The sequence below is a fragment of the Curtobacterium sp. B18 genome (genome assembly GCF_000333375.1).
Taxonomy (GTDB): domain Bacteria; phylum Actinomycetota; class Actinomycetes; order Actinomycetales; family Microbacteriaceae; genus Curtobacterium.
The window spans coordinates 1-13,473 of the sequence record NZ_BACZ01000624.1 but is presented as its reverse complement, the minus strand read 5'-3'; the positions used below and the strand labels follow the sequence as shown (position 1 = coordinate 13,473).

12 protein-coding genes and 1 pseudogene are annotated in these 13,473 nt (G+C 71.9%); 2 read left to right on the top strand and 11 right to left on the bottom strand.

The features are described from left to right. Both I5E_RS25710 and I5E_RS25705 read left to right on the top strand, forming a co-directional pair. A partial coding sequence (locus I5E_RS25710; RefSeq protein ID WP_022908025.1) for a sensor histidine kinase occupies window positions 1-661 on the top strand: 661 nt, incomplete at its 5' end. Next, window positions 658-1,263, top strand: coding sequence for a response regulator transcription factor (locus I5E_RS25705; RefSeq protein WP_022908024.1), 606 nt, complete (start codon window positions 658-660; stop codon window positions 1,261-1,263). The genes I5E_RS25710 and I5E_RS25705, both read left to right, overlap by 4 nt. A gap of 57 nt (window positions 1,264-1,320) precedes the next feature. Here the strand turns inward: I5E_RS25705 and I5E_RS16875 are convergent, their stop codons facing one another. The 11 genes and pseudogenes from I5E_RS16875 to I5E_RS24760 form a co-directional block, all read right to left on the bottom strand. Further along, on the bottom strand, window positions 1,321-2,370 hold the full coding sequence (locus tag I5E_RS16875) for an LLM class flavin-dependent oxidoreductase (protein WP_022908023.1): 1,050 nt from the start codon (window positions 2,368-2,370) through the stop codon (window positions 1,321-1,323). A 139-nt stretch (window positions 2,371-2,509) separates the two neighbouring features. Next, entirely contained in the window at window positions 2,510-3,136 is a 627-nt protein-coding gene (locus I5E_RS16870; protein ID WP_022908022.1) for a thymidine kinase, read from the bottom strand. Then, complete coding sequence (locus tag I5E_RS16865; protein WP_022908021.1) at window positions 3,136-3,837, bottom strand: response regulator transcription factor; 702 nt, start codon at window positions 3,835-3,837, stop codon at window positions 3,136-3,138. Before I5E_RS16865 ends, I5E_RS16870 begins: the two co-directional genes overlap by 1 nt. Next, window positions 3,824-5,053: a hypothetical protein gene (locus I5E_RS16860; RefSeq protein WP_022908020.1), complete on the bottom strand. Its 1,230-nt coding sequence runs from the start codon at window positions 5,051-5,053 to the stop codon at window positions 3,824-3,826. Before I5E_RS16860 ends, I5E_RS16865 begins: the two co-directional genes overlap by 14 nt. After that, the gene (locus I5E_RS16855) at window positions 5,050-6,276 is read right to left on the bottom strand and encodes a sensor histidine kinase (RefSeq protein WP_022908019.1); all 1,227 of its coding nucleotides are present in this window, start codon (window positions 6,274-6,276) and stop codon (window positions 5,050-5,052) included. The genes I5E_RS16860 and I5E_RS16855 overlap by 4 nt, the downstream gene beginning before the upstream one ends. A 532-nt stretch (window positions 6,277-6,808) precedes the next feature. Continuing rightward, a pseudogene (locus I5E_RS22055) lies at window positions 6,809-7,753 on the bottom strand (Rv2578c family radical SAM protein); the annotation flags it as partial. Window positions 7,754-7,799: 46 nt separating this feature from the next. Next, entirely contained in the window at window positions 7,800-9,287 is a 1,488-nt protein-coding gene (locus tag I5E_RS16845; protein ID WP_031263020.1) for a malate:quinone oxidoreductase, read from the bottom strand. 94 nt (window positions 9,288-9,381) lie between these two features. Further along, window positions 9,382-10,434, bottom strand: coding sequence for an aspartate-semialdehyde dehydrogenase (locus I5E_RS16840; protein ID WP_022908016.1), 1,053 nt, complete (start codon window positions 10,432-10,434; stop codon window positions 9,382-9,384). Window positions 10,435-10,451: 17 nt separating this feature from the next. After that, the gene (locus tag I5E_RS16835; protein ID WP_022908015.1) at window positions 10,452-11,714 is read right to left on the bottom strand and encodes an aspartate kinase; all 1,263 of its coding nucleotides are present in this window, start codon (window positions 11,712-11,714) and stop codon (window positions 10,452-10,454) included. Between the two features lie 131 nt (window positions 11,715-11,845). Next, window positions 11,846-12,445, bottom strand: a complete 600-nt coding sequence (recR, locus tag I5E_RS16830) for a recombination mediator RecR (protein ID WP_022908014.1) — start codon at window positions 12,443-12,445, stop codon at window positions 11,846-11,848. Beyond that, window positions 12,445-12,945, bottom strand: a complete 501-nt coding sequence (locus I5E_RS24760; protein WP_148287021.1) for a hypothetical protein — start codon at window positions 12,943-12,945, stop codon at window positions 12,445-12,447. Before I5E_RS24760 ends, recR begins: the two co-directional genes overlap by 1 nt. Window positions 12,946-13,473: the final 528 nt, after the last annotated feature.

The window sequence follows — 13,473 nt, the reverse complement described above, 5'->3', positions numbered from 1 at the left end:
GATCCTCGCCGGCGTGCAGCGCGTCGACCTCGCCCTGCTCGCGGAGACGGCACCCGACACCGCAGCAGACGCCACCGCAGCCCCCGGCTCCGCGGCAGACGCCACCGCAGCAGACGCCAGTGCAGCACATGGCACGGCAGCCCGCGGCGGCGGAGCGGACGCCGGCACGGCCGATCGGCACGCCCAGCTGGAGGACGCGGCGAAGCTCCTCCGCGGGGCCCTCGGCGAGCTGCAGGACCTCGCCGTGGCGCTGCGGGCCCGCGTGGGCGACGACCGGCTCGACGACGCACTGGCCCGCCACCTGACCGACCTGTTCCCCGAGGACGCGGCGGTCTCGATCACCTCCACAGGGACGCCGGTCCCGATGCCGAGCTGGAAGTCCGAGGAGACCCTGACGATCCTGCTCGAGGCACTGACGAACTGGCGCAAGCACGCCCCGGACTCGACCGCCACCGTCACGTTCGCCTGGTCGCCGCGTACCCTCACGGTCACCGTCTCGGACGACGGACCGGGCTTCGACGACACCGAGGAGCGCAGGGGACGGCTCGGGCGTCGGACGATGCTCGAGCGCGCCGCGGTCATCGGCGCCCGGTGCACCGTCACGAGCCGCCCCGGCGCGGGGACCACCGTCGAGCTCGCCGTCCCGATCGGTGCCCTGTGACGGCGACCGACGTGGTGCACGTCGCGCTCGTCGACGACCACCACCTCTTCCGCGAGGGACTCGCCGCGATCCTCGGCGCCCGCCCGCAGATCCGGGTCGTGACGCACGGCGCGCGATCGTCCGACGTCCTCGACTCGGCGGAGGCCGCCGCGGTCGACGTGCTCCTGCTCGACGTCGAACTCGACGGCCCACCGGCACGCACCACGATCGCCTCGCTGCGCCGGACGCGTCCGGACATCGCGATCGTGGTGCTGACGATGCACCGTGACGCGGTCCTCCGCCGCACGCTCCTCACGGCCGGGGCCGCCGACTTCGTGACCAAGACGACCCCGAGCGGCGAACTGGTCGATCGGATCGTCCGCGCGGCGGCCGGACGGTCCTCGGCACGGCCGACCCCTCCCACCGACCCGCTGCTGAGCGACCGTGAGCTCGAGGTCCTCCGGCTCGTCATGCGCGCGCACACGAACGCCGAGATCGCGGCGGACCTCGGCATCGCCGTCGGCACGGTCAAGCGTCACGTCTACAACGTCTTCCGGAAGCTCGAGGTCGGTTCCCGCGTCGCCGCGATCACGGCCGCGCGACGCCTCGGCTTGGTCGACTGAGCAGCGTCCGACCGGCGCAGAGCCCTCGCGGGACGACGCGTGGCGGTGCCGACCGCGCTAGGCCGACGTGACCGCCGGCTCCCCCGCTGCCACGAGTCGGCCCTCCGCGTACAGCCGGGCCACGACCTCGAGTGCCTGGTGCCGGTACCGCGCCTGCGCGGCACCCGGCGCGACGATCACGCCGTTCGCCCCGGTCGAGGCGACGAGGGCGTTGATCTTCGCCGCGACCTCGTCGGCGGAGCCGTACGCCTGTCGCTCGGTCCGCGCCTGGATGAACCGGCGCTCGAGGTCGGAGAACTCGTACGCGCGTGCCTCCTCCATCGACACCGGCTCGGGCTTCGCGCCCTGCCGCATGCGGATGAACGAGATCATGCCCGGCGCACTCTGCTCCTCGATCACCGCCGGGGCCTCGTCGGTGACGACCTGCACGCCGATCAGGGCGTTCGGCTCCGAGCGGAAGCGCGACGGCCGGAACGAATCCCGGTACAGCGCGAGCGCTGCCTCGGTGTTGTCCGACGCGAAGTGGTGTGCGAAGGCGAACGAGACACCCAGGGCCCCCGCGACCTGCGCGCTGTACCCGGAGGACCCAAGCAGCCAGAACTCCGGCACGTCGCCGTAGCCCGGCACCGCCCGGATGCGGGACAGCGGGTTCGACTCGTCCATGCCGGTGAAGAAGCCGATGAGGTCGGCCAGACGCTCCGGGAAGTCGTCCACGTCGAGCCGGTCGGTGCGGCGCAGGGCCATCGCCGTCGCGCCGTCGGTCCCCGGGGCACGCCCGAGGCCGAGGTCGACCCGGTCGCCGTACAGCGCCCGGAGCGTGCCGAACTGCTCGGCGACGACGAGGGGCGCGTGGTTCGGCAGCATCACGCCGCCGGAGCCGATCCGGATCGTGGAGGTCGCGGCCCCCACGGCGCTCAGCAGCACCGCCGGCGCGGACGACGTGATGCCCGGCATGCCGTGGTGCTCGGCGACCCAGAAGCGCTCGTAGCCGAGCTGCTCGGCGCGCACCGCCATGTCGATGGAGCCCTGCAGGGCTTCGGTGTTGGACTGGCCGTACTCGCGGGTCGCCAGGTCGAGGACGGACAGGTGCACGGATGCGTCGCTCATGCAGTCGCCAACGTCGGCGGCGCGACGCGCATTCCGCACCACGTGCGGGTCTGGAGGCGCGGTGCGGGCCCGCACCGCGCCTCCAGGCCGCCGGACGGCCCGGTCCACGGCACGCGACCCGCCCGCGCGGACGGACCCGTCAGGCGCCGTCCAGGCGCCCACCGGACTCGGTCAGGTAGCAGTTGGCGCACAGGGACTCGTAGGTGACGTCGACTCCGTCGATCGCGACCTGCGACCCGTCGAAGACGAAGCGTCCGTCGACCTTGCGCGCGTTGAAGACCGCCTTGCGGCCGCAGCGGCAGATGGTCTTCAGCTCCTCGAGGGAGTGCGCCACCTCGAGCAGGCGAGCGCTGCCGGGGAACGCCTCGGTGCGGAAGTCGGTGCGGATGCCGTAGGTGATGACGGGCACCTCGTCGAGGACGGCGATGCGCAGCAGGTCGTCGACCTGGCGGGGCGTGAGGAACTGCGCCTCGTCGACGAGCACGCAGCTGACCGGCCGGACCATGCCGTCGAGCCGGGCGGACTCGGGATCGGTCGCACCGGCCTCGGTGACGGCTCGTCGGACGTCCTCCTCCGGCGAGAACACGATGTCGACCGTCCGGGTCACCCCGAGGCGCGACACGATCTCACGATCGCCCTTGGTGTCGACGGACGGCTTCGCGAGCAGCACCCGGTGACCGCGTTCCTCGTAGTTGTACGCCGCCTGCAGGAGCCCCGTGCTCTTGCCGCTGTTCATGGCGCCGTACCGGAAGTAGAGCTTCGCCACTACGCGAGGAACCCGTCCTCGGCCGCCCGACGGATGAGGTCGGACTTCTTCGACGCGGGCCGACCGACCTTGCTGTACTTCTCACGCACGCGACGCAGGTACGTCTTCGCGGTCTCGTACTGCACGTTCATCTGCGCGGCGACCTCGTTCGTCGAGTAGCCCGACACGTACAGGCGCAGGGCTTCCTCTTCGCCGTGGCTGAGCTTCGGCCGCTGGTGCGCGTTCGCACCGGTGGGCAGTGGACGCCAGTCGCGCTGCGGCGGGGTGTCGCGGGCGACGCCCATGATCTCGCGTGCGACGTCCATGACCTCGCGCATCGGCAGCGACTTCGACAGGAAGGCCGCGGCGCCCGCGGCGAGCGCACGATCGCGGGACTCACGGCTGTCGACGCTGGACAGGACGATGACCTTCGCGCCGGCAGCACGGCAGGTGCGCACGCGGGCCTCGATCGAGACGGGCTCCTTCAGTTGGAAGTCCAGGAACACCAGGTCCGTCGGGAAGTTCTCGCTGTGCACCATCTCGAGCCACGTGTGGGCCGTCAGCGCGAGGTCGAAGTCGAACGCGTTCACCGCGATCCAGCTCGACAGGCTGTCCAACAGCACCTCGTGGTCGTCGAGGATCGCCAGCCGCACGCGTCGTGTCCCCGGGTTCGGCAGGGCGGGCGTGCCCTCCGTGATCCGGCTCGGGTCAGTGCTGGTCATACGAGAACCTTAGTGCGAGGGCGGAGGGTCGGACCGCGACGTCCAGATCGGGGAACGTCACGCGGAGGACCGCGAAGTAGGGGTCGAAGGTGCGGTGGATGCCGACGTCCGAATCGTCGACGGCGAGGTCGATGGCGACGGCCACGGTGCCCGCCGTCGGCCGGTGCGTGGTGCCCGTCGGTGGGCCCTCGCCGCGGGGCCCGGCAGCGTCCGGACCGGCGTCGTCCGACCCCGTGCGCCGGATCGTCGCCCGGAAGCCCGCCGGGTCGACCGTGGCCGCACGCAGCGCGGCTCGCAGGAACGTCCGGACGACGGTGCGCTGGTCGGCGTCGAGGGTCGCGATGAGTCCGTCCGGGTCGTCGACGACGGCATCCGGGCCGCCCTCGGACCGGACGGCCTGCTCGAACCAGGTGCGGTCCGCGTCGGCGACCATCGCACGACGGATGCCGTCGGCGATCATCCGGGCTTGGGCGCGGTCGGCATCGGTGATGACCGCCTTCGTGCGGAGCTCGGCGAAGAAGGGGGCGACGTCCCGCGTGAGGATCGTCGTGCGGTCCTGCTGCACGGCGGCGTCGATGCCGTCGCGCTCCGCCCGCTCGACCGAGTACGAGCCGGCGCGGATCTGCACCCGCTCGGCGAGTCCCGCGAACGTCCACGCGAACGCGACCGAGGCGGCGGTGAGCACGAGCGTCGGCGCCGCAGCCAGGAACGCGGCGACGCCGGTCGGCACGTCGGCGGGGAACACGGACGCGGCGACGCCCCACGAGGCACCGGTCACGACCGCGAGCACGAGCCCGCCGACGGCCAGGTCCGACCACGGCCGGTACGGGGCCGTCATCACGATCCCGGTCGCGCAGAGCAGGGACATGAAGTCGTTCAGGGCGTTCCGGTCCGGACCCCACTGCGCGGCGATGCTCGTGACCGTCGCCGCCGCGAGGAGCAGCACGTGCACCGCGAACGCCCACCGTGGGAAGGGTGCGCGGAACGGACTCGACGCGACGAACACCACGGTGCCGGAGGCCGCGAGCAGCAGCACGGTGAGGGCGCTCAGCGTGGGACTGCCGACGACGTCACGGTCGAAGACGGAGGCGAGCAGCGCCCAGAGCACACCCGAGGCGCCGAGGACGATCGCCAGCGGACGGGACCCCATGGCGCCGAGCGGGTCGTACTGCTGCGCGGTGCGGGCGGTGTCCCGCTCCGGTGCCGGGCGCGTCATCGGGTCACCTCGGTGCCGGCACTCGGCGTCACCGGGGTCGTCCCCGTGACGACCCCGTAGGGCACCGACATCATCACGCTCGTGCCCGAGCCCGGCGACGACCACACCTGCACGTCGCCGCCGACACGACCGATGCGCTCGCGGACGGAGCCCCGCAGACCCATCCGGTCCGGGCTGGTGGCGGACTCGTCGAAGCCACGCCCGTCGTCGACGACCATCAGCGTGCACGCGACGCCGTCGTCGAACACGCTCACCTCGGCCGCGTCGGTGCCGGCGTGCTTCCGGACGTTCGCCAGGCACTGTCCGACCGCACGGAGCACCGCGGTCATCGCGGCCTGCTCGAGGCGCACGAGCGCTGCCGGATCGCCGGTCACCGTCACGTCGAGTCCGAGTGCACGGTGCTCGTCGATCATCTGCTCGAACGCCCGGACCGCGGCGCCCGGTTCCGGACGGGCCGGGCGTGCGCTCGGGGCGAGCCACTCCTTGCCGGTGAGCATCGCGACGTCCGCCTCGACCGTGCGGGCGAGGTTCGGGTCCATCGGACCGTCCGGCGCCAGGGCGATGGCGCCGAGGTGGTTGAGGACCGTGTCGTGCAGGATGGCCGACGCCTCGGCCTCGACCCCGGCGCGGTACGCCGAGACGTGCTCCTCGCGCGCGGAGCGGAGGAGCTCGGGCTGCACGCGTCGGGACCGGCCGGTGTTCCGGCTCGTGACGAGCACGAGGGCGATGACGAACGCGAGGGTCACCCACGCAAGCACGAGGGGGTGTGCCGGACCGCCCGCCTGCGCGACCGCGATCGACGTCGCGACCCGACCGACGACGAACCCGGCGATCGACCACAGGGCCACCCGGCCCGCGACCGCGCCGGCACCGCCGACGAGCACGAGCGGGATGACCGCCAGGGACAGCAGGTACGAGGCGACCCACCCCGTTGGGACCTCCCGCTGCACGACGACGGCGAACCACCACGCGCACACCCCGCCGACCGCGAGGAAGGCGATCGCCGAGCGCCAGGTGCCGAACTGCACGTGGACGGCGATCATGCCGAGCATCGGGACCAGGGCCAGGACGGCGCTGACCACCCGGACGTCCGGCTCGGCCAGACGGTAGAGCACCAGGGCGATCGCCGCGGCGGCGAGCGAGCCGACGGCGGCGGCGTGGAAGGCGCGCACGGTCGACCACGCGTTGACTCGCGGAGCGAGGTGCGTGGGGATGCCGAGCACGGGTGGGGGTCCTTCCGGACGAGGGGAACGCCGCCCACGATCCAACCACCGTTGGCGCGATCGTGTACCCCGATTGTCGGAGCGATCGGCGACCCGCTCGATGATACCGGCACACGGAGGTTCCCGGTGTCCCCCGAACGCGGAAGCGCGCCGCCGCCACCCGACCCGGTCAGAAGAGCGTCGGCAGCGACGGTTCCACCCGTGGTGCGAGGCGCTGGTCGAAGCCCGGGTCCGCGCGCTTCAACGGTGAGGTGGTCGGTCGGGACTGTTCCTCGAACGGCGACGGTCCGGAGATCACGCCCGCCCTCGTCGCCGGTGCTGTCCCCGGACGTGCGCCGGCCGGGGTCGCGAGCCCTGCCCCCGAGCCTGCGCCCGCCGGTGTCGTGGGCGCTGCCCCCGGGCCTGCGCCCGCCGGCGTCGCGAGCCCTGCCCCCGGGACTGCGCCCGCCGGCGTCGTGGGTGCTCCGCCAGCGTTGACCAGCCGGTTCGAGAACCCCATCGAGCCGGTCGTCGGGTCGACCGTGCCGAGCCCCATGCCGTGCGCCCGCAGGATCGGCCGGACCCGCTCGGCGAGCCAGCGTCGGTAGTCCTTCGGCGCGTACGTGTTGTCGAGGTACATGGAGCGGTAGCGCTCCACGAGGTCCGGCCGGGTGCGCTGCAGCCACGCGGACCACCACGGCTTCACCCCTGGGCGCAGGTGGAGCGCCGAGTACATGACGCTCGACGCGCCGGCCGCCGCTGCTCGACCGATCGCGTCGTCGAGGTGCGCACGGGTGTCGGTGATGTACGGCAGCACCGGCATGAGGAACACCGAGCACGTCAGGCCGGCGTCGCGGATCGCCCGGACCGTCGCCAGACGCGCGGCCGTCGTCGGCGTGCCGGGCTCGACCTGCTGCTGGAGTTCGTCGTCGTACACCGCGATCGACATCGCGAGGTCGACCGGCACCGAGCGTGCGGCCTCGACCAGCAGCGGGACGTCCCGCCGCATCAGGGTGCCCTTCGTCAGGATGCTGAAGGGTGTGCCGGACTCGGCGAGGGCGCGGATCACGCCCGGCATCAGGCGGTACTTGCCCTCGGCGCGCTGGTACGGGTCGGTGTTGGTACCGAGCGCGACGGGGTGGCGGTCCCAGCTGGGCTTCCGCAGCTCACGACGGAGGACGTCGGCCACGTTCGTCTTCACGACGATCTGCTGGTCGAAGTCCGCTCCCCCGTCGAACTCGAGGTAGGTGTGCGTCGGGCGGGCGAAGCAGTACACGCAGGCGTGGCTGCACCCGCGGTAGGGGTTGATCGTCCAGCCGTACGTGCCGCTGCCGTCCGCCGCGGGGACGCGGTTGAGTGCGCTCTTGGCGAGCACCTCGTGGAAGGTGACACCGGCGAACTCCGGCGTGGTCACACTCCGGACGAGCCCACTGTTCGACTCGAGCCCGGGGAGCGCATCGCTCCGCGTGGCATCGATCGCCTGACCACTCCACCGCATACCGCCATTCGAACACATGTTCGAACGGCCCGCAAGCCGGTGGACGTCAGTGGTGGAGTCCGAGCACCCTCGCCGTGCGCTCGAGCGTCGCGTCCGCGAGCTCCGGGTCGGATCCGAGGTCCTGCCCGTAGGTCGGCACCATCACGCGCACCGCGGCTTCCCAGCGGTCCCAGCGGTCGGGGAAGCACTTCCGGAGCATGCCGAGCATGATCGGCACGGCCGTGGAGGCGCCCGGGCTCGCGCCGAGCAGCCCAGCGATCGAGCCGTCGGCCGAGGTGATCACCTCGGTGCCGAACTGCAGCACCCCGCCCTTGTCCTTGTCCGGCTTGATGACCTGCACGCGCTGCCCGGCGGTGATCCGGTGCCAGTTCTCCGGCTCGGCGCTCGGCATGAAGTCGCGGAGGGCGTCGAACTTCGTCTGCTTCGAGGCGAGCAGCTGCCCGACGAGGTACCGGACGAGGTCGAAGTTCGAGAAGGCCACGCTCAGCATCGGCCGCAGGTTGTGCGGACGGATCGACTTCACCAGGTCGAACAGCGAGCCCTGCTTGAGGAACTTCGGGCTGAACCCGGCGTAGGGCCCGAACATGAGCGAGGAGTTGCCGTCCACGATCCGGGTGTCGAGGTGCGGCACCGACATCGGCGGGGCACCGACGCTGGCCTTGCCGTAGACCTTCGCCGCGTGCTTCTGCACGACCTCGGGGTCGTCCGTGCGGAGGAACTCGCCGGACACGGGGAACCCGCCGTAGCCGCGGATCTCGGGGATGCCGGACTTCTGCAGCAGGTGCAGGGCGCCGCCACCGGCTCCGACGAAGACGAACTTCGCCGCGATCCGTTGCGTCGAACGACCGATCTCGTTGCGGACGTCGAGCACCCAGCCCTCGCTGACCGTCGAACGGGTCAGCTTCGTGACCTGGTGCGAGGGCTCGAACTCGACACCGTCGATCTCGAGCTGGTCGAAGAGCTGGCGGGTGAGCGAACCGAAGTCGACGTCGGACCCGGCGGCCGAGTACGTCGCCGCGATCGGCTGGTCCTTCTTGCGACCGGGGATGAGCGCCGGTGCCCACTGGCGGATCTGCTGCGGGTCGTCGGAGAACTCGAGCCCGGCGAAGAGCGGGTGGTCCTTCATCGCCTCGTACCGCTTGCGCATGTACTCGACGTTGTCGGCGCCCCAGACGAACGAGATGTGCGGCGTGGGGTTGATGAAGTTCGACGGTTCCGGCAGGTCACCGGTCTCGACCAGGTGCGCCCAGAACTGGCGCGAGACCTGGAACTGCTCGTTGACGGTCACGGCCTTGCTGATGTCGACGCGACCGTCGGCGAGTTCGGGCGTGTAGTTCAGCTCGCAGAGCGCGGAGTGCCCCGTCCCGGCGTTGTTCCACGGGTTCGAGCTCTCCTGCGCGACGGTGCCGAGGCGCTCGTAGACGCGGATCCGCCACGTGGGTTCGAGCCGGTGGATGATCGCGCCGAGGGTGGCGCTCATGATCCCTCCCCCGACCAGGACGACGTCGATGGGGTCCACCTGCTTCACTGCCACCAGACGATCCTACCGGCGTCGGCTGACAAGCCGAGCCGAGAACGCCGGGAGGCGCGGTGCCGGTCCGGCACCGTCCCTCCTGGATCGCGTCGGGTTACGCGGCGACCGTGCGGCGCGCGACGATCGTCTCGGCGATCTGCACCGCGTTCAGCGCGGCGCCCTTGCGCAGGTTGTCGTTGCTGACGAAGAGCGCGAGCCCGTGGCCCTCGGGAGCGGACTGGTCCGCACGGATGCGACCGACGAAGGACGGGTCCTGTCCGGCGGCCTGCAACGGCGTCGGCACCTCGGCGAGCTCGACACCCGGTGCGGCGGCGAGGAGCTCCGTCGCGCGCTCCGGCGACAGCGGCCGGTCGAACTCGGCGTTGACCGAGATGGAGTGCCCGGTGAAGACCGGCACGCGCACGCAGGTCCCCGCGACGAGGAGGTCCGGGAGCTCGAGGATCTTGCGGCTCTCGTTGCGGAGCTTCTTCTCCTCGTCGGTCTCACCCAGCCCGTCGTCGACGATGCTGCCCGCGAGCGGGACGACGTCGAAGGCGATCGGGCGGACGTACTTGACCGGCTCGGGGAACGTCACGGCGGATCCGTCGTGCGTGAGTGCGGCGGTGTCCTGTTCGAGGGCCGCACGCGCCTGGCCGAGCAGCTCTTCGACGCCGGCGAGCCCGGAGCCCGAGACCGCCTGGTAGGTGGTGGCCACGAGGCGGCGCAGACCGGCCTCGGTGTCGAGCACCTTGAGGACCGGCATGATCGCCATCGTCGTGCAGTTCGGGTTCGCGATGATGCCCTTCGGCGCGTCGTCGATGGCGTGCGGGTTCACCTCGCTCACGACGAGCGGGACGTCCGGGTCCATGCGCCAGGCGCTGGAGTTGTCGACGACGAGCGCACCCGCGGCGGCGAACTTCGGCGCGAGGGCACGCGAGGCGGTCGCACCGGCCGAGAACAGCGCGATGTCGATGCCCGACGGGTCGGCGGTCTCGGAGTCCTCGACGACGATCTCGCCCCCGCGGAAGGGCAGGGTGGTGCCGGCGGACCGGGCGCTCGCGAAGAACCGGACCTGGTCGGCCGGGAACGCGCGCTCCTCGAGCAGACGGCGCATCACGGCGCCGACCTGGCCGGTGGCGCCGACGACGGCGACGGTGAGGGTGCTCATGCGGTGCTCCTGACGGGTCAGCGGCCGGTGCCGGCGTAGACGACGGCCTCGGAGTCGGCGTCGAGACCGAACGCGTTGTGCACCACGCGCATCGCCTCGTTGAGGGTGTCGGCTCGGGTCACGACCGAGATGCGGATCTCCGAGGTGGAGATCATCTCGATGTTGATCGACGCCTCGTGCAGGGCACGGAACAGCGCGGCCGAGACGCCCGCGTTGGTGCGCATGCCCGCACCGACCAGGGCGAGCTTGCCGATCTGGTCGTCGTACTGGATGCCCTCGAAGCCGATGTCGGACTTCGCCACGCCCAGGGCGGTCAGGACGCTCTGGCCCTGGTCCTTCGGGAGTGTGAAGGAGATGTCGGTGCGGCCGTTCGACGCCGACACGTTCTGCACGATCATGTCGATGTTCGCGCCGGCACGGGCGACGATCGTGAAGATCTCGGCGGCCTTGCCCGGGGTGTCGGGCACGCCGACCACGGTGATCTTGCCCTCGGAGAGGTCTCCGGCGATGCCGGTGATGATCGGTTCTTCCACGGTTTCCCCCTCTGCAGGGTTGTAGACGATGGTTCCCTCGGCGTTGCTGAAGGAGGAGCGGACGTGCAGGGTGACGCCGTGCCGACGGGCGTACTCGACGGCACGGATGTAGAGGACCTTGGCGCCGGACGCCGCGAGCTCGAGCATCTCCTCGCTGGTGATGCGGTCGACCTTCTTGGCCTTGGACACCACGCGGGGGTCGGCGGTGAAGATGCCGTCGACGTCGGTGTAGATCTCGCAGATGTCGGCCTCGAGCGCCGCCGCGAGGGCGACCGCCGTCGTGTCGGAACCGCCGCGGCCCAGCGTCGTGATCTCGCCCGTCGTGCGGTTGAAGCCCTGGAACCCCGCGACGATCGCGACGTGCCCGGCGTCGAGCGCCTCGCGCACGCGCTTCGGGGTGACGTCGACGATGCGCGCCTTGCCGTGCTGGGCGTCCGTGAGCATGCCCGCCTGGCTGCCCGTGTACGAGGACGCTTCGACACCGAGGCTCTTGATCGCCATCGCCAGGAGCGCCATCGAGATGCGCTCCCCCGCGGTGAGGAGCATGTCGAGCTCACGGCCGGCGGGGATGGGCGTCACGGAGTGCGCGAGGTCGACGAGCTCGTCGGTGGTGTCGCCCATCGCGGAGACGGCCACGACGACGTCGTTGCCGGCCTTCTTCGTCTGGACGATCCGCTTCGCCACGCGCTTGATGCTCTCGGCGTCCGCGACGGACGATCCACCGAACTTCTGCACGATCAAGGCCACTGGTTGGTACTCCCGGGGACGACGGTTCCGCGACTGTCACGCGGTCTCATGATGGTAGTCGGTGTTTCGAGGATGTTGCGTCGGAGCCGGTGCAGACGCAACGATCCTGCGCGCCCGTCCGGCCCGATCGGTCAGCCGCCGACGACCCGACGGCCCTCGAACGCGCGGCCGAGGGTGACCTCGTCGGCGTACTCGAGGTCGCCGCCGACCGGCAGACCGGACGCGAGCCGCGTCGTGCGGATGCCCATCGGCACGAGCAACCGGCTGAGGTACGTCGCCGTGGCCTCGCCCTCGAGGTTGGGGTCGGTGGCGATGATGACCTCGTCGACGGTGCCGTCCGCGAGTCGCGTCATGAGCTGCTGGATCCGCAGGTCGTCCGGGCCGATGCCGTCGATCGGGCTGATGGCGCCGCCGAGCACGTGGTACAGCCCACGGAACTCGCGGGTGCGCTCGATCGCGGCGACGTCCTTCGCCTCTTCCACGACGCAGATGACGGCCGGGGACCGACGCGGGTCGCGGCAGATGCTGCACTGCACGTTCTCGGTGACGTTGCCGCAGATCTCGCAGAAGCGGACCCGCTCCTTGACGTCCGCCAGCAGCTCGGAGAGCCGGCTCGGGTCGAACGACTCGGTCTGGAGGATGTGGAACGCGATGCGCTGCGCCGACTTCGGTCCGATGCCGGGGAGGCGACCGAACTCGTCGATGAGGTCCTGCACGATGCCGTCGTACATCAGGCGCCTTCCTCGTGGAGGGAGGTCTCCTCGATGAACTGAGCGTTCAGGATCTCACGCACGACGGCCTCGCCGTAGCGACCCGCGACGGGCGTCCGACGGACCTGGGGTCCCGGTGCGGCCGGGCGCTGGGGCGCCGACTGGCGCGGCGCGCTCTGCTGCGGAGCGTTCTGCTGCGGAGCGTTCTGCGGGGCCGGTGGCGCATCGGGGTAGGGCTCACCGTCGCCGTACGGGTCGTCGTCGAGCGGGTAGTCGTCCACCGGGACGTCCGGGGCGCCGACCGGGCCGCCCGCGGGAGGCGCGGTGTCCGGTGCCGCGGCAGCCTGCCCAGTCACGTCCGGCGTCGCCGGCGCCTGGGGTGCCGCGCCCTGAGTCGCGACGTTCGGCTGTGCGGCGTCGTGCTGTGCGGCGCGCTGCTGTGGGGCGGCACCGAGCGCGGACGCCGGGCGGAGCTGTGCCGCGAGGGCAGCGTCCGCGCGCGGGTCGGACACGGTCTGCACGGGGGCGACCGGCTCGCCGGTGTCGGTCGTGCCGAACGGCGCCGACCACGAGGGCTCGCCACCCGCGGTCGGGTCGGCAGCGGGGATGGTGGCGACGGCCCACTCGGTGACCGGCGCGCCGGACGGCTCCGGGGACGCGGCGGGACGGGACTGCGTCGGGCGCGGATCGGCGTCTCGCGGCGCCTCGGCCGCAACGGGAGCCGGGGTCTGACCCTGGGCCTGCGCCGGTCGCGCGGTGGCTGCGTCCGGACGAGCCGAGGTCGGTTCCGGGCTGGTCGACCGAGCGCCCTGCCGGGACGGCGCTGCGTCGGGTCGGGCCTCCGCAGCGTCGTGCGGCGCCGGCGCGGGCGTCGCGTCCGGGCCGCCGGGCGCGGCGTCCTGGCGATCGGCACCGGACCGTGCGACGGGTGCGATCGGTGCCGGGTCACCGCTCGGCGCAACGCTGGACGTCGGCGCGGTGCTGGATTCCGGTGCGGGGCTTGGACGCGCAGGACTCGATGTCGGCGCGGGGGTCGCGGGTGGCTCCGG

What these genes read in the sequence shown, in the direction of transcription:
- I5E_RS16875 (WP_022908023.1), bottom strand. Translation starts at nt 2,370, where the DNA reads ATGAGCGACGCATCCGTGCACCTGTCCGTCCTCGACCTGGCGACCCGC.
- I5E_RS16860 (WP_022908020.1), bottom strand. Translation starts at nt 5,053, where the DNA reads ATGACGCGCCCGGCACCGGAGCGGGACACCGCCCGCACCGCGCAGCAG.
- I5E_RS16865 (WP_022908021.1), bottom strand. Translation starts at nt 3,837, where the DNA reads ATGACCAGCACTGACCCGAGCCGGATCACGGAGGGCACGCCCGCCCTG.
- recR (WP_022908014.1), bottom strand. Translation starts at nt 12,445, where the DNA reads ATGTACGACGGCATCGTGCAGGACCTCATCGACGAGTTCGGTCGCCTC.
- I5E_RS16840 (WP_022908016.1), bottom strand. Translation starts at nt 10,434, where the DNA reads ATGAGCACCCTCACCGTCGCCGTCGTCGGCGCCACCGGCCAGGTCGGC.